General features: G+C 75.2%; 27 protein-coding genes and 2 tRNA genes. 15 read left to right on the top strand and 14 right to left on the bottom strand.

Features of this window, described 5'->3' with window-relative positions:
• Positions 1-69 precede the first annotated feature (69 nt).
• On the top strand, positions 70-1,131 hold the full coding sequence (locus ACZ5HG_RS06665; protein ID WP_464181238.1) for a mechanosensitive ion channel family protein: 1,062 nt from the start codon (positions 70-72) through the stop codon (positions 1,129-1,131).
• A 111-nt stretch (positions 1,132-1,242) separates the two neighbouring features.
• On the opposite strand, the gene ACZ5HG_RS06660 is transcribed toward ACZ5HG_RS06665, so the two are convergent.
• Entirely contained in the window at positions 1,243-1,473 is a 231-nt protein-coding gene (locus ACZ5HG_RS06660) for a glucose PTS transporter subunit EIIB (protein ID WP_464181236.1), read from the bottom strand.
• 196 nt (positions 1,474-1,669) lie between these two features.
• On the opposite strand from ACZ5HG_RS06660, the gene ACZ5HG_RS06655 reads away from it, so the two are divergent.
• The 4 genes from ACZ5HG_RS06655 to ACZ5HG_RS06640 all read left to right on the top strand — a co-directional run bounded on the left by ACZ5HG_RS06655 (position 1,670) and on the right by ACZ5HG_RS06640 (position 6,011).
• Positions 1,670-2,098, top strand: a complete 429-nt coding sequence (locus tag ACZ5HG_RS06655; RefSeq protein ID WP_464181234.1) for a globin — start codon at positions 1,670-1,672, stop codon at positions 2,096-2,098.
• 57 nt (positions 2,099-2,155) lie between these two features.
• A complete protein-coding gene (locus ACZ5HG_RS06650) occupies positions 2,156-3,016 on the top strand; it encodes an acyl-CoA thioesterase (protein ID WP_464181232.1) in 861 nt (286 codons plus the stop codon).
• A gap of 43 nt (positions 3,017-3,059) precedes the next feature.
• Complete coding sequence (locus ACZ5HG_RS06645) at positions 3,060-4,070, top strand: DNA topoisomerase IB (RefSeq protein ID WP_464181231.1); 1,011 nt, start codon at positions 3,060-3,062, stop codon at positions 4,068-4,070.
• 249 nt (positions 4,071-4,319) lie between these two features.
• Complete coding sequence (locus tag ACZ5HG_RS06640) at positions 4,320-6,011, top strand: SDR family oxidoreductase (RefSeq protein WP_464181229.1); 1,692 nt, start codon at positions 4,320-4,322, stop codon at positions 6,009-6,011.
• 179 nt (positions 6,012-6,190) lie between these two features.
• Here the strand turns inward: ACZ5HG_RS06640 and ACZ5HG_RS06635 are convergent, their stop codons facing one another.
• From ACZ5HG_RS06635 to ACZ5HG_RS06600, 8 genes are all read right to left on the bottom strand, one after another.
• On the bottom strand, positions 6,191-7,090 hold the full coding sequence (locus ACZ5HG_RS06635; RefSeq protein ID WP_464181226.1) for a hypothetical protein: 900 nt from the start codon (positions 7,088-7,090) through the stop codon (positions 6,191-6,193).
• On the bottom strand, positions 7,081-7,566 hold the full coding sequence (locus ACZ5HG_RS06630; protein WP_464181225.1) for a hypothetical protein: 486 nt from the start codon (positions 7,564-7,566) through the stop codon (positions 7,081-7,083). The genes ACZ5HG_RS06635 and ACZ5HG_RS06630 overlap by 10 nt, the downstream gene beginning before the upstream one ends.
• Positions 7,554-7,796, bottom strand: a complete 243-nt coding sequence (locus ACZ5HG_RS06625) for a hypothetical protein (RefSeq protein ID WP_464181224.1) — start codon at positions 7,794-7,796, stop codon at positions 7,554-7,556. The genes ACZ5HG_RS06630 and ACZ5HG_RS06625 overlap by 13 nt, the downstream gene beginning before the upstream one ends.
• A 185-nt stretch (positions 7,797-7,981) precedes the next feature.
• The gene (locus ACZ5HG_RS06620) at positions 7,982-8,557 is read right to left on the bottom strand and encodes an acyl-CoA thioesterase (protein ID WP_464181223.1); all 576 of its coding nucleotides are present in this window, start codon (positions 8,555-8,557) and stop codon (positions 7,982-7,984) included.
• Between the two features lie 126 nt (positions 8,558-8,683).
• Positions 8,684-10,366: an energy-dependent translational throttle protein EttA gene (gene ettA, locus ACZ5HG_RS06615; RefSeq protein WP_464181221.1), complete on the bottom strand. Its 1,683-nt coding sequence runs from the start codon at positions 10,364-10,366 to the stop codon at positions 8,684-8,686.
• Positions 10,367-10,640: 274 nt separating this feature from the next.
• The gene (locus tag ACZ5HG_RS06610) at positions 10,641-11,198 is read right to left on the bottom strand and encodes a single-stranded DNA-binding protein (protein WP_464181219.1); all 558 of its coding nucleotides are present in this window, start codon (positions 11,196-11,198) and stop codon (positions 10,641-10,643) included.
• A gap of 200 nt (positions 11,199-11,398) precedes the next feature.
• A complete protein-coding gene (locus ACZ5HG_RS06605; RefSeq protein WP_464181217.1) occupies positions 11,399-12,928 on the bottom strand; it encodes a P-loop NTPase family protein in 1,530 nt (509 codons plus the stop codon).
• Positions 12,925-14,541: a dynamin family protein gene (locus ACZ5HG_RS06600; protein WP_464181216.1), complete on the bottom strand. Its 1,617-nt coding sequence runs from the start codon at positions 14,539-14,541 to the stop codon at positions 12,925-12,927. The genes ACZ5HG_RS06605 and ACZ5HG_RS06600 overlap by 4 nt, the downstream gene beginning before the upstream one ends.
• 253 nt (positions 14,542-14,794) lie before the next feature.
• Between ACZ5HG_RS06600 and ACZ5HG_RS06595 the strand changes: the two genes are divergently transcribed.
• A tRNA-Arg gene (locus ACZ5HG_RS06595) sits at positions 14,795-14,867 on the top strand.
• Positions 14,868-14,874: 7 nt separating this feature from the next.
• Here the strand turns inward: ACZ5HG_RS06595 and ACZ5HG_RS06590 are convergent.
• The gene (locus tag ACZ5HG_RS06590; RefSeq protein WP_464181215.1) at positions 14,875-15,807 is read right to left on the bottom strand and encodes an SDR family oxidoreductase; all 933 of its coding nucleotides are present in this window, start codon (positions 15,805-15,807) and stop codon (positions 14,875-14,877) included.
• A gap of 164 nt (positions 15,808-15,971) precedes the next feature.
• On the opposite strand from ACZ5HG_RS06590, the gene ACZ5HG_RS06585 reads away from it, so the two are divergent.
• Positions 15,972-16,814 carry a helix-turn-helix transcriptional regulator gene (locus tag ACZ5HG_RS06585; RefSeq protein WP_464181214.1) on the top strand — a complete coding sequence of 281 codons (843 nt, stop codon included), beginning with the start codon at positions 15,972-15,974 and terminating at the stop codon, positions 16,812-16,814.
• Between the two features lie 27 nt (positions 16,815-16,841).
• Here ACZ5HG_RS06585 and ACZ5HG_RS06580 read toward each other — a convergent pair whose 3' ends face one another.
• Positions 16,842-17,636, bottom strand: coding sequence for a class I SAM-dependent methyltransferase (locus tag ACZ5HG_RS06580; RefSeq protein ID WP_464181212.1), 795 nt, complete (start codon positions 17,634-17,636; stop codon positions 16,842-16,844).
• A 144-nt stretch (positions 17,637-17,780) separates the two neighbouring features.
• Between ACZ5HG_RS06580 and ACZ5HG_RS06575 the strand changes: the two genes are divergently transcribed.
• The gene (locus tag ACZ5HG_RS06575) at positions 17,781-18,131 is read left to right on the top strand and encodes a PGPGW domain-containing protein (RefSeq protein ID WP_464181210.1); all 351 of its coding nucleotides are present in this window, start codon (positions 17,781-17,783) and stop codon (positions 18,129-18,131) included.
• A 33-nt stretch (positions 18,132-18,164) separates the two neighbouring features.
• On the opposite strand, the gene ACZ5HG_RS06570 is transcribed toward ACZ5HG_RS06575, so the two are convergent.
• Positions 18,165-18,692 carry a MarR family winged helix-turn-helix transcriptional regulator gene (locus ACZ5HG_RS06570; RefSeq protein ID WP_464181208.1) on the bottom strand — a complete coding sequence of 176 codons (528 nt, stop codon included), beginning with the start codon at positions 18,690-18,692 and terminating at the stop codon, positions 18,165-18,167.
• Here ACZ5HG_RS06570 and ACZ5HG_RS06565 point away from each other — a divergent pair.
• The 5 genes from ACZ5HG_RS06565 (at position 18,691) to ACZ5HG_RS06545 (ending at position 21,278) form a co-directional block, all read left to right on the top strand.
• Positions 18,691-19,410 (top strand): NADPH-dependent F420 reductase, encoded by a 720-nt coding sequence (locus tag ACZ5HG_RS06565; RefSeq protein WP_464181207.1) that lies wholly within the window; start codon positions 18,691-18,693, stop codon positions 19,408-19,410. The genes ACZ5HG_RS06570 and ACZ5HG_RS06565 overlap by 2 nt on opposite strands.
• A 1-nt stretch (position 19,411) precedes the next feature.
• The gene (locus ACZ5HG_RS06560; RefSeq protein WP_464181205.1) at positions 19,412-20,035 is read left to right on the top strand and encodes an alpha/beta hydrolase; all 624 of its coding nucleotides are present in this window, start codon (positions 19,412-19,414) and stop codon (positions 20,033-20,035) included.
• A gap of 134 nt (positions 20,036-20,169) precedes the next feature.
• Positions 20,170-20,385 (top strand): hypothetical protein, encoded by a 216-nt coding sequence (locus tag ACZ5HG_RS06555; RefSeq protein ID WP_464181204.1) that lies wholly within the window; start codon positions 20,170-20,172, stop codon positions 20,383-20,385.
• Between the two features lie 58 nt (positions 20,386-20,443).
• Positions 20,444-21,097 (top strand): oligoribonuclease, encoded by a 654-nt coding sequence (orn, locus tag ACZ5HG_RS06550; protein WP_464181202.1) that lies wholly within the window; start codon positions 20,444-20,446, stop codon positions 21,095-21,097.
• A 105-nt stretch (positions 21,098-21,202) separates the two neighbouring features.
• A tRNA-His gene (locus ACZ5HG_RS06545) sits at positions 21,203-21,278 on the top strand.
• A gap of 64 nt (positions 21,279-21,342) precedes the next feature.
• Here the strand turns inward: ACZ5HG_RS06545 and ACZ5HG_RS06540 are convergent.
• Both ACZ5HG_RS06540 and ACZ5HG_RS06535 read right to left on the bottom strand, forming a co-directional pair.
• Positions 21,343-22,260: an ATP-grasp domain-containing protein gene (locus ACZ5HG_RS06540; RefSeq protein ID WP_464181201.1), complete on the bottom strand. Its 918-nt coding sequence runs from the start codon at positions 22,258-22,260 to the stop codon at positions 21,343-21,345.
• 57 nt (positions 22,261-22,317) lie between these two features.
• Complete coding sequence (locus tag ACZ5HG_RS06535; RefSeq protein ID WP_464181199.1) at positions 22,318-23,325, bottom strand: ABC transporter ATP-binding protein; 1,008 nt, start codon at positions 23,323-23,325, stop codon at positions 22,318-22,320.
• Between the two features lie 187 nt (positions 23,326-23,512).
• Between ACZ5HG_RS06535 and ACZ5HG_RS06530 the strand changes: the two genes are divergently transcribed.
• Together ACZ5HG_RS06530 and ACZ5HG_RS06525 are read left to right on the top strand one after the other, a co-directional pair.
• On the top strand, positions 23,513-24,199 hold the full coding sequence (locus ACZ5HG_RS06530; protein WP_464182117.1) for an ABC transporter permease: 687 nt from the start codon (positions 23,513-23,515) through the stop codon (positions 24,197-24,199).
• A 1-nt stretch (position 24,200) separates the two neighbouring features.
• Positions 24,201-25,037 (top strand): ABC transporter permease, encoded by an 837-nt coding sequence (locus ACZ5HG_RS06525; RefSeq protein WP_464181198.1) that lies wholly within the window; start codon positions 24,201-24,203, stop codon positions 25,035-25,037.
• Positions 25,038-25,078: the final 41 nt, after the last annotated feature.

Genomic DNA, 25,078 nt, shown 5'->3' with positions numbered 1-25,078 from the left:
GTGTGCGGGTCCCGCGCACCCGCCGGACCGGTGCGACGACCGTGCGCCCGGTCCGGCTAGCGTGGGGCGATGCTCTCCGCACGATCCCTGCTGGACCTGACCGCCCTGGCGTCCGACCCGACCACGGCACCGACCGACGACAGCACGCCCGGGCTCGGCGAGGCCGTCGGCGACGGCGCGAACGCGCTGGTGGACTGGCTGCTCGGCCCCGGGCTGCGGATCGCGATCATCCTGGCGATCGGCGCGATCACGCTGCTGATCGTGCAGCGGGTGATCAAGGCCGCCACCGAGCACATCGCCGAGGGCACCTCGCTGCTCCAGCGCGGCATCGCCCGCCCGCTCGGCGGCACCGAGGTCGCCGCCGCGCTGCGCAAGGCCAACCCGATCGCGAACGCCCGGCGCAGCCAGCGCGCCCGCACCATCGGCTCGGTGCTGCGCTCCACCGCAGCGATCGTGATCGGCTCGATCGCGGTGCTGCTGGTGCTCGACCAGCTCGGCGTGAACATCGCGCCGTTCATCGCCTCCGCCGGCATCGTGGGCGTGGCCTTCGGCTTCGGCGCGCAGAGCCTGGTCAAGGACGTGCTGTCCGGCCTGTTCATGCTGCTGGAGGACCAGTACGGCGTCGGCGACGTGGTGGACGTCGGCCCGGCGCAGGGCACCGTCGAGGAGGTCGGCCTGCGGGTCACCAAGATCCGCGACGTCAACGGCACCCTCTGGTACGTGCCGAACGGCACGATGACCCGGGTCGGCAACAAGACCCAGGGCTGGGCCAACGCGGTGGTCGAGGTCAAGGTCGACTACTTCGCCGACCTGGACGAGGTGACCGAGCTGCTCACCGCCGCCGCCACCGCCCTCGCGCAGGACCCGGACGTCGGCCACGACCTCGAGGGCTCCCCCACCGTCGCCACCGCCGACGACCTCACCTTCGACGCCGTCACCATCCGCGTCACCCAGCGCACCTCCCCCGCCCGGCAGTGGGCCGTGGGGCGGGCGCTGCGGGTGGCCGTGCGGCAGGCGCTGGAGGCCGCGGACATCCCGCTCGCCGGGCAGCGCGACCTGCTCACCGCGCACCGCGAGCGGCTGGCGGACGGCGGCGCCTCGGACGAGGACGCGGCGGCCGACCGCGGCTGATCGCCGACGCCGGGCCGGACGGATCGATCACCGACCACGTGCTCCCGGACGCGCCGGAGGGCGCCACCCTCGTCGGTGGCGCCCTCCGGCGTCTGCGGTGCGTGCGCGGCTTCAGCGCAGCCCGTCGAGCTCCGCGGCCAGGCTGTCGGCCTCCGGGCCGACGATCACCTGCACGATGCGACCCGAGCGCACGACGCCGAACGCGCCGGTCGCCTTGAGCGCCGCCTCGTCCACCTGGCCCGGGTCGGTGACCTCGACGCGCAGCCGGGTGATGCACGGCTCCAGGTCCACGACGTTCCCGCCGCCGCCCAGCGCCACCAGGATCTGCTCTGCCTTGCTCATCGAACCCCCGTCATGATCGTGCGTGAACGGCCCTGCGTCGGCCGTGACGTCACAGCCGTCTGCGCCCCAGGTTAGCCCGCGCGCGCGGGTACCGCGGTCCGGGGACCGGAGGGTCGCGGCGGCACGGGAGGAGACGCTGGTCACGCCCGCGAGGCGCGTCGGTGTCACGCCTGGCGCCCGGTGCGACACTGGCCGCATGACCGAGCCCACCCCCACCGGCGAGGACCCGAGCCGGCGCGACTCCTTCTACGCGGCGATCGGCGGCCACGACACCTTCGAGCGGCTGGTCGACTCGTTCTACGAGGGCGTCGCGGACGACCCGGTGCTCCGGCCGATGTACCCCGAGGAGGACCTCGGCCCGGCCAAGCGGCGGCTGACCATGTTCCTGGAGCAGTACTGGGGCGGCCCCACCACGTACTCCGAGGAGCGCGGCCACCCCCGGCTGCGGATGCGGCACATGCCCTTCGCGGTCGACCTGGACGCCCGCGACCGCTGGCTGGCGCACATGCGGGTGGCCGTCGACCGGCTGCACCTGGCGCCGCTGCACGAGGCGACGCTCTGGGACTACCTGGAGCGGGCCGCGCACTCGCTGGTCAACACCGCGGGCGGGCACCGGCCGGCGTGATGCGGGCCACCGCAGGTCGCGCCGGAGGCGTCGCACCGACGTGAGACGCTGGTCCGCGTGACCTCGCACGACACCATCGCCGCCCTGCTCGACGTCCTCGACCTCGCCCCCGGTGACGGCCCGGACACGTTCGTCGCGGACAGCCTGCCCAAGCCCGGCGGCCGGGTGTTCGGCGGCCAGGTGGTCGCCCAGGCGCTGATCGCCGCGGGCCGGACCGTGCCCGACGGCCGGCTGCCGCACTCCCTGCACGGGTACTTCCTGCGGGCCGGCGACGTCGGCACCCCGATCGACCTGTCCGTCGAGCGGCTGCGCGACGGCCGGTCCTTCTCCGCCCGGCGCACCCACGCCAGCCAGGGCGGCGAGGCGATCCTGTCGATGATCGCGTCCTTCCAGGAGGAGCAGCCCGGGATCGACCTGACGCAGCCGATGCCCGAGGTCCCCGACCCCGAGCAGGTCGAGTCCGCGATGGACCGCATGGGGCACCTCGACCACCCCGTCGCGCAGTTCTGGACCCACCAGAGCGCCTTCGACGTCCGGCACGTCGGCGGGTCGCTCTACCTCGGCCCCGCACCCACCGCCGAGGGCACCCAGCGGGTGTGGATGCGCGCCAAGGCGCCGCTGCCCGACGACCAGCTGCTGCACCGCGCGCTCGTCGCCTACGCCTGCGACCAGATCATGCTCGAGCCCGTGCTGCGGCGCGCCGGGCTGTCCTGGCTGACCTCCGGCCTGTCCGTCGCGAGCCTCGACCACGCGATGTGGTGGCACCGCGACGTGCGCGTGGACGAGTGGCTGCTGTTCGACCAGAGCAGCCCCAGCGCGCAGGGCGGGCGCGGCCTCGGCGCCACCCGCGTGTTCGCCCAGGACGGCACCCTCGTCGCCAGCATCGCGCAGGAGGGCATGGTCCGGGTCCCGGACTGACCCCCCGGTCGCGCACCCGCCGGGCACGTCGCACGATGTGCCGGTGGTGAGGCTGCGACGCGTCCGGATCGACGTCCCGGGCTGGGCACGCCGCCGTGCCGGTCGCGGGTTCGTCTACCTCGACCTGGACCGGGTGCGGATCACCGAGCCGGAGCACCTGGACCGCATCCTCGGCCTCGCGATCCCGCCCGCGTGGGAGGACGTCTGGATCAGCCCGTGGCCCACCGGGCACATCCAGGCCGCCGGGCTGGACGAGGCCCGGCGCCGCCAGTACCTGTACCACGCGCAGTGGCGGCTGCGACGCGACCGGCGCAAGCACGACCACGTGCTCGAGATCGCCCGCCGGCTGCCGGCCGCACGCCGCTCCGTGCGCCGCGACCTCGCGCTGGACGGCATGCCGCGCGCCACCGCTCTCGCCCTGTCGTTCCGGCTGCTCGACCTCGCGTACTTCCGGGCCGGCGGCGAGGGCTACGCCCAGCGCAACGGCTCCTACGGGCTGGCCACCCTGCGCCGCGAGCACGTCACCGTGCTGGACGGCACCGGCGAGCCCGCCCGCGCCGGTGGCGAGGAGGCCGCCGTGCGGTTCCACTACCCCGCCAAGTCCGGGCAGGTGCGCGACGTCGTCGTCGAGGACGCGCGGGTCGCCGCCCTGGTCGGCACGCTGCTGCGCCGTCGTGGCGGCGGCCCCGAGCTGCTGGCGTGGCGCGACGACGACGGCTGGCACGACCTGACCAGCGCGGACGTCGCCGCCGACGTCAAGCGCCGGCTCGGCCCGGACGCCACCCCGAAGGACTTCCGCACCTGGCACGCCACCGTGCTCGCCGCCCGCGGGCTCGCCGACGTCGGGGAGCCGCCCGCCTCGGACCGGGCACGCCGGGCGGCGGTCGCCGGGGTGGTCCGGGACGTCGCCGCCGAGCTCGGCAACACCCCAGCGGTCTGCCGCGCCTCGTACATCGACCCGCGGCTGATCGACCTGTGGGCGCACGGGGAGACGATCCGGCCGACCCGCTCGCAGGCGGTGGCCGAGCGGGACACGCTCCGGCTGCTGGGCTGATCGGGGCGGGGTCGCGGGCTGGGCGCGCGCTGGCTCGCGGGCGAGGCCGGGCGATCCGACGTGGTCGCGGGGGCCGGTCGCTGCGGCGCGGGCACGACCGGGGCCGGGCGTTGAGGCGGGGTCGCGGGTGACGCCGGGCGGTGCGGCGCGGGCACGACCGGACGGCCGCCGCGGATCCACGCCCCGCCGACCACGTCCCCGCGACCGCGCCGAGATGCGGCACCCGGTCCGCGCTCGCAGACTGCGGTGATGCCCGAGCCCGCCCGCACCACACCCGCCGCCGGCCCCGGCGCGCCCGCCGGCGACGACCTGCTGCCCGAGCCTGTCGCGCGCACCCTGCCCGGGCTGGTGCCCGGCACCGACGCCGACGGACGGCCCCGCGCCGACGCCCCGCTGGTCGCGGTCACCGGGGTCACCGGCTACGTCGGCGGACGGCTGGTCCCCGAGCTGCTGGCCGCCGGCTACCGGGTGCGGGCGCTCGCCCGGCACCCCGAGCGGCTGCGCGGACGCCCCTGGTACGACGCCGTCGAGGTGGTCGCCGCCGACGTCGGCGACCCCGAGGCCCTGCGCGCCGCCCTGGACGGCACCGCGGTCGCGTACTACCTGATCCACTCCATGGACGGCGGGCGCCGGTTCGAGCAGCGCGACCGGGCGCTCGCCCTCGGCTTCGGGCGAGCGGCGCGCGAGGCGGGCGTCGGCCGGATCGTCTACCTCGGCGGACTGTCCCCGGACGTCGAGGACCTCTCCCCGCACCTGGCGTCCCGCCGCGAGGTCGGCGAGATCCTGCTCGCCTGCGGGGTGCCCACCGCCGTGCTGCGCGCCGCCGTGATCCTCGGCTCCGGGTCGGCGTCCTTCGAGATGATGCGGTACCTCACCGAGCGGCTGCCCGCCATGACGGTGCCGCGCTGGGTGGAGAACCGCATCCAGCCGATCGCCGTGCGCGACGTGCTGCGCTACCTGGTCGGCGCCGCCGCCCTGCCGCCGGAGGTCAGCCGCACCTTCGACATCGGCGGGCCCGAGGTGCTCACCTACCGCGACATGATGCAGCGCTACGCCGCCGTCGCCGGGCTGCCGCGACGGGTGATCGTCGGCGTCGGCGTGCTCACCCCACGGCTGTCCAGCCTCTGGGTCTCCCTGGTCACACCGGTGCCCTCCGGCATCGCCCGCCCGCTGGTCGAGTCGCTGGTGCACGAGGTGGTCGCCGGCGAGCACGACATCGCCCGCTACGTGCCCGACCCGCCGTCCGGGCTGATCGACTTCGACCGCGCCGTGAGGCTCGCCCTCGCCCGCGTGCACGAGGCCGCCGTCGCGACCCGCTGGTCCTCCGCCGCGCTGCCCGGCGTCCCCTCCGACCCGCTGCCCGGCGACCCCGACTGGGCCGGCGGTTCCCTCTACGTCGACGACCGGCGCTCCGAGGTCCAGGCCTCCCCCGCGGCGCTCTGGCGGGTGCTCGAGGCCGTCGGCGGCGAGCGCGGCTGGTACTCCTGGGCGCTGGCGTGGCGGGTCCGCGGGCTCGCCGACCGGCTCGTCGGCGGCCCCGGGCTGCGACGCGGACGCCGGGACCCCCGCCGGCTGGTGGTGGACGACGCGCTGGACTTCTGGCGCGTCGAGGAGGTGGTGCCGGGGCGGCTGATCCGGCTGCGCGCAGAGATGCGGGTGCCGGGTCTGGCGTGGCTGGAGCTGCGGGTGGAGCCGGCGGACGACTCGGCGGACGCGACGAACGCGGCCGATGCGGGGACGGCCGTCGATCCGTGGGATGCCGAGGCGTGGGGCACGCCGCCGGTCGTCTTCGCGCAGCGCGCCGTCTTCCACCCGCACGGCCTCGCCGGGCAGCTGTACTGGTGGACGGTCGTGCCGTTCCACGGGATCGTGTTCGGCGGGATGCAGCGCAACATCGCCCGCGCCGCGGAGGCCGCCGAGCGGGCGCGATCGGACCGCTGACCGCACGTCGGGCTGTCGACCGCGCGTCGGTGCCGGCCACCGGCCGTGCGTCCGCGCGACCGCTCGTGCCGGCCGTGCGTCCACGCGACCGCTCGCGCCGGCCACGGTCTGCACGCCGACGGCACCACCACCGGGCGCATCGACCGGCCTGCCCGCGATGCGGTCGATGCGCCCGTCGATCAGTCCTCGGCCACCAGCGCGTCGAGCTCGTCCTGCCGCTCCGCGACCAGCACCGCCTCGGCCGCCCAGAGGACCTGCTCGGCCCGCCCGCGGTAGTCGACCGTCTGCTGGCAGGAGGCGTCCGCCGTCGCCAGCGCGATCTCCTCCGCACGCAGTTCCGTGCGCACCTCGGCGCTCGCCTCCTCGCCCCCGGCGGCGAACCACGCCGCGCGGATGCGCGCCGCGGCGTCCGCGGGTGACGCGATCCCCGGGTGCCCGGCATCCGCGAGACAGGTCGACCACTCCGAGTCGAGCGCGATCATCGGCTCCGAGGTCGCCGCGTCCTGCTGCACGACAGCCACGGCAGCGAACAGGGCGGCGAACCGGGGGTCGCGCATGATCTCGTCGGCTCCCCCGGTCGCCTCGTGGTACGCCGCGCCCATGCAGCCCTCCTGCTGCCAGTCGTAGGCCGACTCGTCCCCGGTGCCCGCACCGTAGAGCGCGGCGTCGTAGGCGGCCTGCTCGGCCCCGCTGCGCTGCTCCGGCTCGGCGGTCGCTTCCCCCGCGTCGAGCGTCGTCACGCCGTAGCCGTACAGCTCCGCCCACTGCACCGGCGTCAGCCCGTCGAGCGGCGGCAGGATCGGCTCGTCCGGCACGTAGGGCTGGTCGTAGGTGAAGCCCTGGTCCTTCATGCACCCGGCGATCAGCGTCTCGGCCTCGGCGGAGATCGCGCGCTGCTCATCGACGGAGATCGCGAAGAGCGGCAGGTACGGCGCCAGCGGGCTCTCGGCGTAGGTCGTCGCCGGGGACACGGCCGGGCTCGGGGCGTCGGCGGACCCGGTGCCCGTGCCGCAGGCGGCGAGGGCGAGCGGCAGGGCACCCACCGCGACGAGGGTGCGGACGCCCCGGGTCAGCCCCATCCGAGGTTCTCCTCGCCGGGCCAGGGCGCGAGGGGGTCGTCGCGCGGCTCGTCCTCGCCCCAGATGATCCCGTAGGCCGAGTTGTACCGGGCGCGGTTCCCGAAGTCGTCCATGTCGAGCGATTCCAGGTCCGGCTGGTTGACCCACCAGCACTGGGTGTAGGCCCGGGTCATCCGGCGGCCCTCCCACTCCTCCGGGGTGTCGATGATCCCCTCGCCGTCGGACATGTCCGGGTCGACGATGTCGTCGAGGGTGAAGGCGTAGCCGAGCTTCTCCGCCGCGCACGCCAGCAGCATCTCCTGCTCCTCGGCGTTCGGACGCCAGATCGGCGCCTCGCTCACGCTCGGGGAGGCGCTGACGACGGTGTCCGGGTCAGCGGTCCGGTTGTCCGCGCTCGCGCAGGCGACGAGGGCGCCGCAGCAGGCGGCCACCGTCATGACGGTGGCCGCCCGCTGCACCCGGGTCAGACGCGGCACGACGTCGGGTCCGAGTTGGTGTGGTGGTAGTCCCGGTACGACGGCCCCTTGGCGCTGTCCGTGTTGTTGATGTAGTTGTCCGTCCGCTTCCACCACGCCATCCCGTGCGTGTGGTCGCGCGTGTTGCACCGCGAGTCCGCCTGCGCGGCGGGGGCGACGACCGCCATCGACGTCGCCAGCACCGCCGTCGCGCCGATCGTCCCGACGAGCCGTCCGAACCGTGATCTCATGCGTGGACCTCCTGCTCAGAGGCGGCCCCTGCGACCGCCTCAGACCACCGTGTCGGACTGGCCACCACCGGAGCCAGGGCATCGGACGAACATGAGTGGTCCGGACCCCGAAGATGAGTGCTGTCACCCCTGCACTAGGTGGTCAGGCGTCGTCCCTGAGTAGTGATGCCCAGCGTCCGCGCTGCTCAGCGCCCCCGGCGGCGGAACCGGGGCGGCTCCTCGACGTAGGGCAGCCAGGCGTCGCGCTCCACGGGGGCGATCCGGCGCGGGGACCCGGTGGCGGCGTCGACCAGCACCAGGGTGGTCACCGCGCGGGCGAACGGACCGGCCTCGTCGTCCTCCTCGCCGCCGTGCACCTCGTAGCAGACATCGAGGCTGGCGCCGCCGAGGTGACCGATCCACATCTCGACGACCACCGGCGTGCGGCGGTAGCCGAGCGGGCGCAGGTACTCGATCTCCTGCCGGGCGACCAGCGTGGAGGTCTGCGCGCCGGGTCCGGCGTCGAGCACCGCGGTCGGCCAGGGGGTGCGGGCGTCCGCCGGGGCGGGGTGGCGGGCGTCCGGCACGCCCGCGGCGTCGGCCTCGGGCGCGGGCGTCCTCCCCGTCGCCGGCACCGCCACCGAGGTCACCGGGGACGGGTGCGCCCAGAACGCCTCGATCCGCGCCTCTTCGAGCAGCCGCAGCATCTCGACGTTGTTGACGTGCGCGTAGGCGTCCATGTCGGACCAGCGCAGCGCGACGGGGACCCGCAGCCGGGCCATGGTGCACCTCGTTCGTCGTGGTCGTGCGGGTCGGCGGGCGTGGGCACCGGGTGGTGCAGGCGCGGGACGACCCCGGGTGGAACGGCTCGGCCGCCGCGACCGTGGTGGTCGCGGCGGCCGAGGGTGTCAGTCGCGGGTCAGCTTGCGGTAGGTGACCCGGTGCGGGCGGGCCGCGTCGGCGCCGAGCCGCGAGACCTTGTTCTCCTCGTAGGAGGCGAAGTTCCCCTCGAACCAGTACCAGTTCGCCGGGTCCTCCTCGGTGCCCTCGTAGGCGAGGATGTGGGTCGCGACCCGGTCGAGGAACCAGCGGTCGTGGGAGACGACGACGGCGCAGCCGGGGAACTCCAGCAGGGCGTTCTCCAGCGAGCCGAGGGTCTCGACGTCCAGGTCGTTGGTGGGCTCGTCGAGCAGCAGCAGGTTGCCGCCCTGCTTGAGGGTCAGCGCGAGGTTGAGGCGGTTGCGCTCACCACCGGACAGCACGCCCGCGGGCTTCTGCTGGTCCGGGCCCTTGAAGCCGAAGGACGCGACGTAGGCGCGCGAGGGCATCTCGACGTTGCCGACCTTGATGAAGTCGAGCCCGTCGGACACGACCTCCCACAGGGTCTTCTTCGGGTCGATGCCACCGCGGGACTGGTCGACGTAGGACACCGACACGGTCTCGCCGACCTTGAGCGACCCGCCGTCGAGCGGCTCGAGACCCACGATCGTCTTGAACAGGGTGGTCTTGCCGACGCCGTTCGGGCCGATCACGCCGACGATGCCGTTGCGCGGCAGCGTGAAGCTCAGACCGTCGATCAGGGTGCGGCCGTCGAAGCCCTTGTTGAGGTCGGTGGCCTCGAGGACGACGCTGCCCAGGCGCGGGCCCGGCGGGATCTGGATCTCCTCGAAGTCCAGCTTGCGGGTGCGGTCCGCCTCGGCGGCCATCTCCTCGTAGCGCTGGAGGCGGGCCTTCGACTTGGCCTGACGGCCCTTGGCGCTCTGCCGGACCCACTCGAGCTCGTCCTTGAGGCGCTTGGCGAGCTTGGCGTCCTTCTTGCCCTGCACCTCGAGGCGCGCCTGCTTCTTCTCCAGGTAGGTGGAGTAGTTGCCCTCGTAGGGGTAGAGGCGACCGCGGTCGACCTCGCAGATCCACTCGGCGACGTGGTCGAGGAAGTACCGGTCGTGGGTGACCGCGAGCACGGCGCCGGGGTACGACGCGAGGTGCTGCTCGAGCCAGAGCACGCTCTCGGCGTCGAGGTGGTTGGTGGGCTCGTCGAGGAGCAGCAGGTCGGGCTTCTCGAGCAGCAGCTTGCACAGCGCGACGCGGCGGCGCTCACCACCGGAGAGCACGGAGACGTCGGCGTCGGCCGGCGGGCAGCGCAGGGCGTCCATCGCCTGCTCGAGCTGGGCGTCGAGGTCCCAGGCGTCGGCGGCGTCGATCGCCTCCTGGAGCTGACCCATCTCGGCGAGCAGGGCGTCGAAGTCGGCGTCCGGCTCGGCCATCAGGGCGGAGATCTCGTTGAAGCGGTCGATCTGGCCCTTGATCTCGGCGACGCCCTCCTGGACGTTGCCGAGGACGGTCTTCTCCTCGTTCAGCGGCGGCTCCTGCTGGAGGATGCCGACGGTGTAGCCGGGGCTGAGGCGCGCCTCGCCGTTGGAGGGCTGATCCAGCCCGGCCATGATCTTGAGGATGGTCGACTTGCCCGCGCCGTTCGGCCCGACGACGCCGATCTTGGCGCCGGGCAGGAAGTTCAGCGAGACGTCGTCGAGGATGACCTTGTCGCCGTGCGCCTTGCGCGCCTTGTACATGCTGTAGATGAACTCAGCCACTGGCTCTTCGTCCGCCTCGGTGCTCGTCGGTGTCGTCGGTCGCGGGCCGACGTCCTGCGCCGGTCCGCTCGTGCCTGTCGGCGGCGGGGCGCGGTGCCGGGTGGGCTCGCGGTGACCCAGCCTAGGCGATCACGCCGCCCGGGTCAGCGGGACCTGGGCCGGGCCGCCGCCCGGGCGTCGGTCCGGCACCTGCCCGGCAGGTGCGCGGCACGACCATCGGCGCGCCCCGCACGGGCACCCCTGCCGCCGTCCGCGGCAGGGGCACCCGCGACGATCACGCCACCGCGCCGATCCCCTCGTCCGGCTCGTCGTCCAGCAGCAGCGCTCCCGACAGGTCCACCGGCACGCCGCCGGGCCCGTCCTCGACGCCGTCCAGCGGGTCCGTCGGCAGCACGTCGCCGATCCCGGGCTCGCCGCCGCCCGCCTGGTCCGGACGCGCCCCGCCGCCGGTCGCCCCGCCGCGGACCGTCCGGGCGAACCGTGACGTGCCGAGGGCGAGGTTGTGCCCGAGCGCGGTCGCGACCAGCGTCGCCGTGGTGCGCTCCTGCCCGTCCGCGGCGATCCACTCGTCGAGCCGCAGTCGCCCGTGCACGACGACCGGGTCGCCACGGCGCAGCGACTCCGCGACGTTGGTGGCGGCGTCGCGGAACACCTTGACGGTGAACCAGTCGGTGCCGGCGTCGACGTAGGTGTCGTGGGCGCGGTCGTAGGAGCGCCGGGTGCGGGCGACCCGGACCTGCGTGAACGGGACCTGCCCGTCCTGCCCGGGGTAGTGGCGGGGGTCGCTGCCGACCCAGCCGGCCACCGTGATGTCGATGTCGTTCGCGGCCATCGGTCCTCCTCGTCCGTGCCGGCACCCGATGGCGCCGGCGGTCCGGACAGCGTCACGACGTGCACCCGCGCACGTCACGCCGCGAGGACGCGGCCTGGGGACGACGAACGCCTGGACCGCCTGTGGACGGCTCGACGCCCGCTCACCGAGCGGAACAGCCCCGGACGAGCCGGTCGCGAGCTCTCCGGCAGCAGCCGAGATCAGCCCTGCGCGACCGTCTCCGTGTCCCGCGCCGCCCGGGCGACGAGCTCGCGCACCCGCCGGTGATCGGCCAGCACCGCGGCGGTCGGGACCGCGAGCCGCTGCTCGACCACACCCTCCAGCGCCGCGCGCCCGTCGAGCATCACCCGGTCCGCCCGGCGGAGCGCCGCGGACCGCCGGGCGCGCAGCGCGAGCACGACGAGGACCACCGCCACCACCGCCAGCCCCAGCGCGACCGGCCAGAGCAGGGTGAGCGCGGTGCGCAGGTCGGAGCCGAGCGCCAGTCCCCCGCCGACAGAGGCCAGCACGAGGCCCGCGACCCCGGCGACGAACGCGAGCGTGAACAGCGTCGCGGCCGCGGCGGACCGGCGGGCGACCAAGGTGACCTGCGCGAGCGCCCGGTCGGCGGCGGTGCGGATCTCCTCGACGCCGGCGAGCGCGGAGCGGACGGCATCCGCCCACCGGCGGGGCATCCGCGCGGTGGCGGCGGTCGCCCACTGCGACCGGGCGAGCTCGACGGTGTCCGGCTGCACGGCGACGAAGGACGGCACCGGGTCGGCCCCGCCGCGCACCACGGCGGCGACGGCGGAGGCGATGGCGGGCAGACCGGCGGCCTCGGCGAGGGTGTGCGCGACCTGCGCGGCGTCCAGCGCGTCGGAGCCGGACTCGTCCGGGGCGAGCTCGGCGGCGACCAGCCGGGCGGCGTCGCCGATCTCCGCGGATCCCCGGCGTGCGGCCAGGCTGCGGCCGCGCACGACCGCGGCGAGGTCGTCGCGCAGCTCCGCGATCCCCTCGCCGGCCCGGGCCGAGACCGCCCGCACGGTGACCCCGGCGAGCCCGTCGGCGACCAGCAGCCGCTCCAGGTCCGCGACCAGGGCCTCGCGCTGGTCGGCGGGCACGGTGTCGATCTGGTTGAGCAGCACGAGCATGGCGCCCTCGTGACCGACCAGCTTGCGCAGGTAGCCGGAGTGCAGGGCGTCGTCGGCGTACTTCTGCGGGTCGACCACCCACACCAGCAGGTCGGACATCGGCAGCAACCGGTCCACCACCGCCTGGTGCGCGGGCTCGATCGAGTCGTGGTCGGGCAGGTCGAGCAGCACGAGCCCGCGCAGCGGGGCCTCGGTGTCGCCGTCCAGGGCGCTCTCGCGGACGATCCGCCGGTCGCGGTCGACGTCCAGCCAGTCGAGCAGCGCGGTCCCGCCCTCGCCCCACACGCAGGCGGCGGCCAGGGACGTGGTGGGCCGCTTGACGCCGACCTCGGCGAACTCGAGCCCGCACACCGCGTTGAACACCGACGACTTGCCGGACCCGGTGCCACCGAGCAGCGAGACGATCGTGTGGTCCACGCCGAGCGCCAGCCGGTCGCGCACGTGGTCGCCGATCGCCCGGGCCTTCGCGGTCACCGCGGGGTCGACCCGGTCGCCGGCCAGCACCAGGGCCTCCTCCAGCGCCGCCAGCCGCTCGGCGAGCCGCGCGGTGTCGCTGCCCGACCCGTCGGTCTCGACGGCGTCCACGGCGGTCCCGGTCATGTCAGCCCCTTGATCACGGCGAGCCGCAGGCGCAGCGTCGAGGCCGCGTCGGGCGCCAGCTCGGGCCTGTCGAGCACGGCGGCCACGGCGGCGGCCTCCCGGTCGGCCTGCCCGGCGGCCTCCTGCGCGAGCCGGTCCCGCAGCAGCACGACCAGGCGGCGCCCGCGCTCACCCAGCAGGTCCACGAGCATCCGCTCGGCGGCGTCCAGCCCCGCGGCGGCGGCGAGCCCCAGCGCGACCAGCCCCTCGTCCCCCAGCGCACGACGCCCGGCGGCGACCCGGCGCTCGGCGCGGGCGAGGGCACGGCGCGCGGCACGACCGGGGCCCTCCGGCTCCACCGTCGCGGCCAGCACCTCGGCGAGCGCGGGCTCGGCCGACGACGCCCAGGCGAGCGCGGCCCGCTCGGCCTCGTCGGGACGGACCTCCGACCGGCTCGCCGCCGACCAGGCACGCTCCACGGAGGAGCCACCGGCGGGCCCCTGCACCAGCGCCTCGCGCAGCGCCCGCTCGGTGGCCTCGCCGATCGCGACCACGGTCGACCGCGCGGAGGCGACGACGTCCTGCACCAGCGGGTCCACCGACCCGGCACGCTCCCGGCCGGCACGGCGCGACCGGTCCACCCGGCCGGACCCGCGCAGCACGTCGACCAGCGGCGCGCCCGGTGCGGTCAGCTCGGCCCAGCGCGCCTGCGCCGGTCCCTGCGCGACGGCACCGCGCCGCACGGTCGCCCGCGCCTCCTCGCGCGGGGCCACCACGGCCTCGTCGATCGCCGCACGCACGCCGGTCGCGGCCTCGGCCTGGCCGTCCACCGCCTCGGCGAGCTCGTCCACCCAGGGTCGCAGCGCCGCCAGCGAGCCGCGCAGCGTCCGCGCGACCACGGTGCGCGCCCGGTCCGGCCCGGCGAGCATCGACAGCCAGCGCCCGATCGGCGCGACGACCCCCGGCTCCAGCACACCCTCGTGCGGGCCGACGTCCGGCACCACGAACAGCGGCGACCCCTGCATGCCGTGCGCGCGCAGCCGCTCCAGCAGGTCGCCGCGCACGGTCGGCAGCGCCGCCGGGTCCACCCGGTTGAGCACCATCGCCACCGACGCGCCACGCTCCGCGGCCCCGCCGAGCACCCGCCACGGCAGGGCGTCGCCGTACCGGGCGGCGGTGGTGACGAACAGCCACAGGTCCGCGGCCTCCAGCAGCCGCTGCGCCGAGCGGCGGTTGGTCTCCAGCACGGAGTCGAGGTCGGGGGCGTCCATCAGCGCGATCCCGCGCGGCACCTGGTCGCTCGCCACCACCTCGACCGCGTCGGTCACCGGGTGCGCGGCCATCAGCTCGGCGTCCTCCGGGTGGTGCACCAGCACCGGGCGCCGGGTGGTCGGCCGCAGCACGCCCGCGGCGCTCACCTCGGCCCCCACCAGCGAGTTCACCAGCGTCGACTTGCCCGCGCCGGTGGATCCGGCCACCACGACCACCGCCGGGGCGGACAGCTCGCGCAGCCGGGGCAGCAGGTGGTCGGCGAGCTGGTCGACCAGCCGCGAGCGCGACGCCCGCGAGGTCTCGACCCCCGGCACGTCCAGCGGGAAACCGGTTGCCTCGACGTCGCGCAGCAGGTCGCCCATGGCGTCCAGGAGGGACGTGGCGGCGAGCGGACGGTCGAGGACGTCCCTCGCCGCGGAACCGGATCGGTCCGCCGTGCCCGTCGGGCTCCCCGCCTGCGCATTCACAGGGTCCATACTCGCCCGTCCGGGCGACCTGGGCCAAACGATCTGCGCTCCGTGTCGCGCAGGAGGACGGCGCGGCGGGCCGTCACCGCCCTGGGCCCCGCACGCGTACGCTGGTGCGCCGGGTGGCCGACCTCGGGCCGGGCACCACGCCTCCATAGCTCAATGGATAGAGCAACGGCCTTCTAATCCGTCGGTTGCAGGTTCGAGTCCTGCTGGGGGCACCCGACCTCACCCGTCCAGCGCCACCCCGGTCAGCTCCTGCGACACCCGCCAGACCCGGCTCGCGTCCTGCGCGCTGCGCAGCGGCGGGTACAGCGCCTGCTCCCCCGGCGCGCCGCCGACGTGCCCGATCCCCCGCGGCCCGTAGAGGGTGCCTCCCACGACGGACGGCCCGGTGGCGGCGAGCAGCGCGGGCAGCCCGGCGCTCTGCACCGTGCCGGTCAGCCCGAGGCGGGACAGCAGCACGATCGTCCGGCGTCCGGCGGTCTCCCGGGTGCGGCCGATCTCGGGGCGGGCGTCGAGCAGGCTGGTGGGTGCGACGCCGGGGTGGGACAGGGTGCTGGTGATCCCCCAGCCGCCGGCCCGGCTGCGCCGGTCGAGCTCGAGGCCGAACAGCCCGAGCGCGACCTTGGACTGGCCGTAGGCGTGCATCCCGTCGTACGAGCGCTCCCAGCCGAGGTCGTCCCAGTGCATCCGCCCGCGGTTCGCCGCGACGCTGATCTGGGAGGTCACGCGGGCCTGTCCGGCACGCAGCAGCGGCAGGAGGTGGCCGACCAGGGCGACGTGGCCCAGGTGGTTGGTGCCGAGCTGGAGCTCGAAGCCGTCGGCGGTGACCTGCCGCTCCGGCGGGGTCATCACGCCGGCGTTGTTGATCAGCAGGTGAATCGGGTCGCCCTCCGCCCGCAGCGTGTCCCCGAGGGCGGCGACCGAGGCGAGCGAGGACAGGTCGAGGTCGCGCAGCGAGACGTCGGCAGCCGGGACCTGCCGGCGGATCGCGGTGAGGGCGGCTTCGCCCTTGGCCCGGCTGCGGACCGGCAGGACCACCTGCGCACCCGCGGCGGCGAGGCGGGTGGCGATGCCGAGGCCGATGCCGTCGCTGCCTCCGGTGAGGACGGCGCGACGGCCGGTGAGGTCGGGGACGGTGAGATCGGTGCGTGCCACGGTGGGCTCCTGTCGGTGCGGGGATCGGTGCGTCCACGCTGGCCCACGTTCCGGCGGGGCTCCAGGGATCGTCGATCCGCGGATCCACGGTCCGTGGCTGCTCGCCGCGAGGGGCGGATCGCCGGGCCCTGGCTGCGCGGGCGGCGGGCCGGTAGGAACAGGGCATGAGCATCGACCGTCCGGGCCTGGCGCAGTTCCTCCGGCGGCGCCGGGAGGCGTTGCAGCCGGAGGACGTCGGGCTCCCCCGTGGCGCGCGGCGCCGCACCGACGGGCTGCGGCGCGAGGAGGTGGCGGCGCTGTGCCACATGTCGGTCGACTACTACGCGCGCCTGGAGCGCGAGCGCGGGCCGCAGCCCTCGGAGCAGATGCTGGCGTCGATCGCGCAGGGGCTGCACCTGTCGCTGGACGAGCGGGACCACCTGTTCCGGCTGGCCGGTCAGCACCCGCCGCTGCGCGGTGGCACCAGCGAGCACGTCGGCCCCGGGCTGCTGCGGATCTTCGACCGGTTGCAGGACACCCCGGCGGAGATCGTCACCGAGCTCGGCGAGACGCTGCGGCAGACCCCGCTCGGCGCGGCGCTGACCGGCGACCTGACCGTGCACCGCGGGCCGGCGCGCAGCATCGGCTACCGCTGGTTCACCGATCCCGCCTCCCGGCTGCTCTACGCCCCGGAGGACCACGACTTCCTCACCCGGCTCTGGGTGTCCGGGCTGCGCGAGGTGGCGACGCGGCGCGGGGCGGGATCGCGGGCTGCCGGCCTGGTCGAGGACCTGCTGACGCGCAGCGCGGAGTTCCGGCAGGCCTGGGACGCGCACGAGGTCGGCCTGCGCCCGCGCGAGACGAAGCGCTTCGTGCACCCCGAGGTCGGGGCGATGGACCTCGCCTGCCAGACGCTGCTGGACCCGGTGCAGCAGCACTCGCTGCTGGTCTACACGGCGCTGCCGGGCAGCGAGAGCAGCGAGCGGCTGCGGCTGCTGTCGGTGGTCGCGCCGCCCGTGCCGCGCTGAGCCGTGCGAGTCCCGCGGACGGGCGCCTCAGCGCACCCCGGCCGCCAGCAGATGCCCGGACAGGTCCGCCGACGCCGGGTGCCCCTGCGCCCGCTCGGCGAGCAGGGTCGCGGCCGCCACCACCTCGTCCTCGGGCCGCACCAGCTCCAGCGCGAGCGATCCCGGCCCCTCGATCCCGGTGACGTCGACCTCGGTGAACCCGGCGGTGGTCAGCTCGTCGCGCAGCTCGGCGGCGGTGTGGAAGTGCCCGGCGGGGAAGCCGTCGGCGTCGTCCAGGCTCTCGCCGGTCTCCAGCAGGCGGATCAGGGCCGCGCCGGGCAGGTCGGCGAAGTCGGCGGCGAGCACGAGGTCGAGCGCGGCGATGCTGCGGGAGATCCCGGCGGCGAGCACCTGCCCGCCGGGGCGCAGCACGCGGCGCGCCTCGGCGAGGGCCTGCAGCCGGTCGGCGCGGTGGCGCAGGTGGTAGAGCGGACCGAGCAGCAGCACGACGTCGACGGACGCGTCCGGGAACGCCAGCGTCCGGGCGTCGCCCTGCTGCGCACCGAAGGTGCCGACGGCGGCAGCGGCGGCGACGTGCTCGGGCACCGGGTCGACCAGGGTGACGTCGTGGCCGGCGGCGGCCAGCCAGACGGCGTGCGCACCGGTGCCGCCGCCGACGTCGAGCACCCGGGAGGCCGGGGCGATCCGCGCCTCGATCAGGGAACGCGTGCGGGCGGCCTCGATCTGCCCGGCGGCGGAGCGGGTGGTCAGCCGCTCCGCCTCGGCGTACCGGGACCCGTAGTAGCGGCGGATGCGGTCGTCGAGGTCGGCCTGCGTCGTCATGGCACGAGCCTGGTCGACGCCCACCGCTCCGACCAGGGGTTTTCGTCCCACGAGCGCGGATCGCCCGGCGTGCCGGGAACCAACGCACCCCGCCGATCGTCTCCTGCGGTACCGGGAACCCCCGCCCGGCCGACGGAGGTCCGCATGCCCGACGAGTCGCTCGCCGCCGAGATCGCCGCGTCCGAGGACCCGGACGCCGGTCCGCGCCGGTTCCTGGCCGCGCTGCGCGCCCGCACGGAGAGCCGGCCGTGGCTGCGCACCGCCTACAAGGTCGTGGTGACCGTGGTCGGCGGCACGATCGTGCTGATCGGGATCGCCCTGCTGGTGCTGCCCGGCCCGGGCTGGCTGATGATCTTCCTCGGCCTGGGCATCCTGGGCACGGAGTTCCCCGCGGTGCGGCGGATCACCGACCGGTTCAAGGCGCTGGTGCTGCGGGTGTGGCATCGCAGGCGCGAGCACCGCGCCCGCCGGGCCGCACGCCGCGCAGCGGCCTGAGCAGGCACCGCGCAGCGGCCTGAGCAGAGACCGTCAGGCCGTCGCGCAGCCGTCCTCCGCCGAAGGATCGGCGCCCTGCGCCTCCAGCCGGTTCTCCGGGTCGAGCGCACCCAGCACCGCGAGCGCCAGCGCGTCGAGCTGCTCGACCTGCTCCGGGGTCAGCCGGTCGATCACCAGGCGCCGGACCTCGGCGACGTGCCCGGGCGCGGTGGCGTAGACGGTCTCCCAACCCGGCTCGGTGAGCGTGGCGAGGGTGGACCGGCGGTCGTCCCGGCAACGGCGCCGGGTGATCAGCCCGCGCTGCTCGAGCCGGCTGACCACGTGGGACAGCCGGGGCAGGCTCGCGTTGGTCTGCGCGGCGAGCCGGGTCATCCGCAGCGTGCGGTCGGGGGCCTCGGAGAGCTTGGCCAGCACGAGGTAGTCGAAGTGCGAGAGGCCCGCGTCGCGCTGGAGCTGGTGGTCGAGCGCGGCGGGCAGCAGCTCGGCGACGGCCTCCAGGCGCGTCCAGGCCCGCAGCTGGTCCGCGGTGAGCCACCGGGGCGTGGGGTCGGGCGTCGTCATGCCCTCAGTCTCGCACGATTTGGTTGACGCTTCAATCAGATCAGGTCTATGGTCGTTGAAGCGACAACAACTGCCGCACCGGATCACGAAGGAGCACGACATGACCAGCGTCACGATCATCGGAGCGGGCAACATCGGCGCCGCGGTGGCCCGCATCGCCCTCAAGGCCGGCGCGAGCGTCCAGGTGCTCACCCGCGACGCCGCCAAGGCCGCCGCCGTCGACCCGGCCGTCACCGCGGGCACCATCGGCGAGGCCGTCACCGGCGAGATCGTCGTGCTCGCCCTCCCCTACGGCGCGATCGACGACGTGCTGGCGCAGTACCCCGACGGCTTCGCGGGCCGCACGGTCGTCGACCCCACCAACCCGGTGGACTTCTCGACCTTCGACTCGCTGGTCGTGCCGGAGGGCTCCTCGGCCACCGCGCAGCTCGCCGCCCGCCTGAGCCAGGCGCACCTGCTCAAGGCGTTCAACACGAACTTCGCCTCGACCCTGGCCACCGGCACCGTCGGCGCCCTGCCGACCGCCGTGCTCGTCGCAGGCGACGACACCGACGCCAAGGCCGCGCTGATCGCCCTGGTGACCGCCGCCGGCCTGCGCGGGATCGACGCGGGCTCGCTCAAGCGCGCGCACGAGCTGGAGGCGGTCGGCTTCCTCCAGATGACCCTCGCCGCGAGCGAGCAGACCTCGTGGACCAGCGGGTTCGCGCTGGAGCGCTGAGGTGGCGATCGACACCACGACGCTGCGCCGGGCGGGTTCCGACCTGCCCGGCGCGCCGGTGCTCGTGCTGCTGCACGGCTACGGCTCCCACGAGGGTGACCTGATCGGCCTCGGCGCGCACCTGCCCGCGCACCTGCGACTGATCGCACCGCGCGCGCCGATCCCCGCCGGCCCGGGTTTCGCCTGGGCACCGCTCGCCGCCCCCGGACGCCCCGACCCGGCTCCGGTGCGCGCGGCCGCCGAGGCGCTGGCGGCCTGGATCGACGCCGAGGTGCCGGCCGACGTGCCGGTGGCGCTGCTCGGCTTCTCCCAGGGCGGGCTGATGACGACGCAGCTGCTGCGCACCCGCCCGGAGCGGTTCGCCGCCGGGGTGGTGCTGTCCGGGTTCAGCCTGGACGCCGAGGAGCCCGGCGACGCCGCACTCACCGAGCGCCGGGTGCCGACGTTCTTCGGCTACGGCGACACCGACCCGGTGATCCCGGCCGACGCGACCGTGCGGACCTCCGCGTGGCTGGCCCGGCGCACCGCCGCCGAGGAGCACCGCTACCCCGGCCTCGGGCACGGGATCGCCGGGCCGGAGCTGGCCGACGTGGTGGCGTTCCTGGACCGGGTGCTGCCCGCCTGACCCGGGCGCGCCGCGTGATCGCGCGGAAAAGAAGGTGACCGCGCCGGTGCGCAGTGGTGTGCTGGTGCTCACCGCGGTGAGTCCCCGGGGCCCGGCCAGGCCCCACCCCAGCAGCACGTCGGGAGACCACCACCATGCACCCCACCCTCACGTTCGAGCTGGTCCAGCAGGACCACCTCGACCGCATCGAGACCGCTCGCCGGATCGCCCAGGCGCAGGCCCGGGCCGCCGAGCGGCAGAGCGGCCGCAGACCCGTCACCACGGATCGCGGTCATCCGCCGGAACGGCGCCCCCGCTGGCGTCCGCGCCCGGTGCTCGCCGCGACCACCACGGTCGCCGCGGCACGGTGAACCACCTCACGAGCCCGCCGGGCCCACCGCCCGGCGGGCTCAGCCGTACCCTGGTCCGGTGAGCACCGTGAACAGCAACGGCACCCCCAGCAGCGACCGGATCGTGTGGATCGACTGCGAGATGACCGGACTCGACTCCGTCAACGACGCGCTCGTCGAGGTCGCGGCGGTCGTCACCGACTCCGAGCTCAACGTGCTCGGCGAGGGGGTGGACGTCGTGATCGCCCCGCCGCCAGGCGCGCTGGAGGCCATGGGCGACTTCGTCCGGACCATGCACACCACCTCCGGGCTGCTGGACGAGCTGGCCGCCGGCACCACGCTGGCCGACGCGCAGGCGCAGGTGCTCGAGTACGTGCGCACCTGGGTGCCCGACCCCGGCAAGGCGCCGCTGGCCGGCAACTCGGTCGGCACCGACAAGGTGTTCCTCGACCGCGACATGCCCGAGCTGATCGGCCACCTGCACTACCGGATCATCGACGTCTCCTCGATCAAGGAGCTCGCCCGGCGCTGGTACCCGCGGGTCTACTTCGCGTCCCCGCAGAAGCACGGCGGACACCGCGCGCTCGCCGACATCCTGGAGAGCATCGACGAGCTGCGCTACTACCGCGCGGCGCTGCTGGTGCCGCAGCCCGGGCCGGACTCCAAGACCGCCAAGGCGGTCGCCGCGCAGATCACCGCGACCTCCGTGGCCGCCGCGCACCAGGCCGGCTGAGATCCCGCGCGCGGGGTGTCACCGGCACCCCCGCGCATCCCGTACACTTTTCGTCGGCCCCAGATCCATCGGGGCACGCGGGTCGGCTCGTCCGGCACGGCGATGGTGGCTATAGCTCAGGTGGTAGAGCGCCTGGTTGTGGTCCAGGAGGTCGCGGGTTCAAGTCCCGTTAGCCACCCCAGCACGAAGGCCCCGCACCAGCAGGTGCGGGGCCTTCGTCGTGCGTGCCGCGGATCGGCCGCCGGTCAGAGCCGCGCGACGATGGTGTCGACGAAGCGCTCCACCGATCCGGGCGCCTGCGCGAAGAACAGCGAGGGCTCGATCAGCTCGAGCTCCAGCACCACCGGGTTGCCCTCGTCGTCCGGGATCAGGTCCACCCGCGTGTAGGGCAGCGGGCCGTCGACACCGGGCACCAGCGCCGGCAGCGCCTCGATCACCCGGCGGCCCACCTCGAGCTCGGCCTCGGAGGGCTCACGCGCGGTCATGACCTCCTCCTTGTAGAGGACGCCGTCCATCTCGCCCGCCCGGTACGGGCCCTCCAGCAGCGGGGCCTTGCGCACCGCGTGGCTGAGCACGCCGTCGAAGTAGACCAGCGCGGTCTCGCCCACGGTGTCGACCTGCTTGAGGTAGCGCTGCACCATGACGTGCCGGCCCGCGCCGAGCAGGTCCTTCACGTGGGTGATCGCCAGCGCGCGCGAGGGGGTCTCCCCCGCGTCGTAGCGCCCGGTGTCGCGGGAGCCGGCGCTGACCGTGGGCTTGATCACGAAGTGGCCGAACGCCGGGAAGCGGGTGTGGATCGCGCGGGCGTTGAAGTTGCGCTCGGGGTCCATCCAGATCGTCGGGACGATCGGCAGCCCGGCGGACTCCATGGTGCGCTGGTAGGTCTTGTCGATGTTCCAGGCGATCACCGACGGCGGGTTGAGCAGCTTCGTCACCTGGCCGACGCGCTGCGCCCACCAGCGGAAGTCGCGCGGTCGCTCGGTGTAGTCCCAGGTGGAGCGGACCACGACCAGGTCGTAGGTGGACCAGTCGACGGACTGGTCGTTCCACACCGGCGCGGAGACCTCGTAGCCGCGTTCCCGGAGCGCCGCGACGAGCGGGGCGTCGTCCGGGTCGAGGTCCGGCAGGGCGGCGCAGGTGGCGAGCGCGATACGAGTGGTCACGCGGGCAGACTACCCACGCGGTCGGCGGCGCGGGGAGGCGGGGGTCGCGGGACGCGCTCAGCCCGCGACGGCGGCGGTCTCCTCCTCCGCGTCCGGGCGGGCGGCGTCGACCACCCGGTGCAGCGCGCGCAGCAGGCCGGGGGCGTCCAGCCAGCCGGCGGGCCGGTCCCCGTCGAGCACCGGGACCCGACCCTCGGGCGTCGCGGCGAGGGCGGCGAAGGCCTCATCCAGCGGGTCGCCCAGCCGCACCGGTTCCGGGGCGTCAGCGGTCTCGGCCCCCGGGCTGAGGTCGGCGCGCTCGACGGCGCCCAGCGCGAGCAGCCGCACCGCCGCGCCGGAGCCCACCAGGTCGGCCACCGCCGGGCTCGCCGGGGCCGCGAGCAGCCGCACCGGGTCGGCGAGCTGCTCCAGCACACCGCCCCGGCTGAGCACCGCCACCCGGTCGGCGAGCCGCACCGCCTCGTCCACGTCGTGCGTGACGAGCATGACCGTGGTGCCGAGCTCCTGCTGGATCCGGCGGAACTCCACCTGGAGCCGGCGCCGGCCCACCGGGTCCACCGCGCCGAAGGGCTCGTCCATCAGCAGCACCGGCGGGTCGGTCGCGAGCGCACGGGCCACCCCGACGCGCTGCCGTTCGCCGCCGGACAGCTCGTGCGGGTAGCGGCGGGCGTACCGGCCGGGCTCCAGTCCCACCAGCTCCAGCAGCTCGCCGACCCGGGCGCGCGTGCGGGCGCGGTCCCAGCCGAGCAGCCGGGGCACGGTGGCCACGTTCTGCTCGACGGTGCGGTGCGGGAACAGGCCGACGTTCTGGATCACGTAGCCGATCCGTCGCCGCAGGCCCACCGGGTCCACGTCGGTCACGTCGTCGCCGCCGAGCACGATCCGGCCCGAGGAGGGCTCGACCAGGCGGTTGGCCATGCGCAGGGTGGTGGACTTGCCGCAGCCGGACGGACCGACCAGCGCCAGCAGCTCGTGCTCGCGCACCTCCAGCGAGAGGTCGCCGACGGCCACCGTCCCGTCGGCGTACTCCTTGCGGACGTGCTCGAACCCGATCGCCGTCACCATGCGGTCGAACCTACCGGCGGGCACCCACACCCGCCCGGGGGTGCTGCGCCCCGGGTGCGAGAAGCGCAGGGTGGCCGGGCGCGTGTCGGTGGTCGCGGGTAGCGTCCCTGCGGTGACCTGGACCGATCTCGCGGCGACCGTGCTGCCCGCCCGCCCCCCGGGCGTGGTGCGCGCCGCGGCGCAGACCGTGCACCAGGCCGCCTCCGGCGACGCCGCCGGGAACCCGTGGCTGTCCTGGGACTACGTGCGGCGCAACTGGTCGGACATCGTGCACGCGCTGGAGCAGCACACCACCCTCACCGTGCAGGCCGTGCTGATCGCGGTGCTGATCGCCGTCCCGCTGGGCATGCTGGCGCACCTGCGGCCCCGGCTCGCCGCGCCGATCGTCGGCACCACCGGCGTGCTCTACACGATCCCCTCGCTCGCCCTGTTCACGGTGCTCGTGCCGTGGACCGGCATCGGCCGCACGCCGGTGCTGATCGGCCTGGTGGTCTACGCGCTGCTGGTGCTGGTGCGCAACGTGGTGGTCGGGCTGGACGGGGTGGACGAGAACGTCCGCGACGCCGCACGCGGGCTCGGCTACGGCCGGTGGCGGCTGCTGCTGACCGTCGAGCTGCCCAACGCGCTGCCGACGATCGTCGCCGGGATCCGGCTCGCCACCGTCACCACCGTGGCGCTGGTGACCGTCGGCGTGGTCGTCGGCTACGGCGGGCTCGGCACGCTGATGTTCCGCGGCTTCCGCAACAACAAGTACCACGCGGAGATCCTCACGGCGACGCTGCTCTGCCTGGCGCTCGCGCTGGTGCTGGACCTGCTGCTCTGGCTGATCGGCCGCGCCGTGACGCCGTGGGCCCGACGCGGACGGGAGGCCTGAGATGGACGTGCTGTCCGAGGCCCTCGCCTGGCTGAACGACCCGCTGAACTGGCAGGGCCGGCGCGGCGTGCTCGCGCTGACCGTCGAGCACCTGCGCCTCAGCGTGCTGGCGGTGCTGCTCGCCGCGGTGGTGGCGCTGCCGGTCGGGATCTGGCTCGGGCACCGGAGGCGCGGCGGCGTGGTGACGGTGGTGCTCGCGAACACCTCGCGGGCCCTGCCGACCTTCGCCCTGCTGACGATCTTCGCGTCCACCGGCCTGTTCGGCTCGCGCGCGACCATCCTCGCCGTCGCGATCTTCGCGGTGCCGCCGATCCTCGCGAACACCTTCACCGGGTTGATGGAGGTGGACGCCGACGTGCGGGACGCGGCGCGCGGCATGGGCATGTCCGGCGGGAAGGCCCTGGCGCAGGTCGAGCTGCCGCTCGCGCTGCCGCTGATCGGCGCGGGTCTGCGCACCGCCACCACGCAGGTGCTCGCCACCGTCCCGCTGGCCGCGCTGGTGGGCGGCACCAGCCTGGGCTCGATCATCGTGTCCGGCATGGCCCTCCAGCGCTACGGCCAGGTGGTCGCCGGGGCGCTGCTGGTCGCCGCGCTGTGCCTGCTCGCCGAGGGGGTGCTCGCGCTCGTGCAGCGGGTGCTCACCCCGCCGCCGATGCGCGCCACGGCACCCGGCCGACGCCGCCGACCCGCGCGCCGACGCTCCGCGGCCGACCCCGCCACCGCACCCGGCGGTGCGACCCGCGACCCGGCCGCACGCACCACCGACCCGGCTCCCGACCCCAGGACCGATCGCGACGCCACGGCTCCCCCGGTTGCCGACCGGGCACCGCACCGCTGAGATGTCAGACGCGATCAGCGACGACCTCCACCACCGAGCAG

Source organism: Cellulomonas sp. GTC20042, from assembly GCF_055389595.1.
This window is presented reverse-complemented; position numbering and strand designations above follow the sequence as displayed.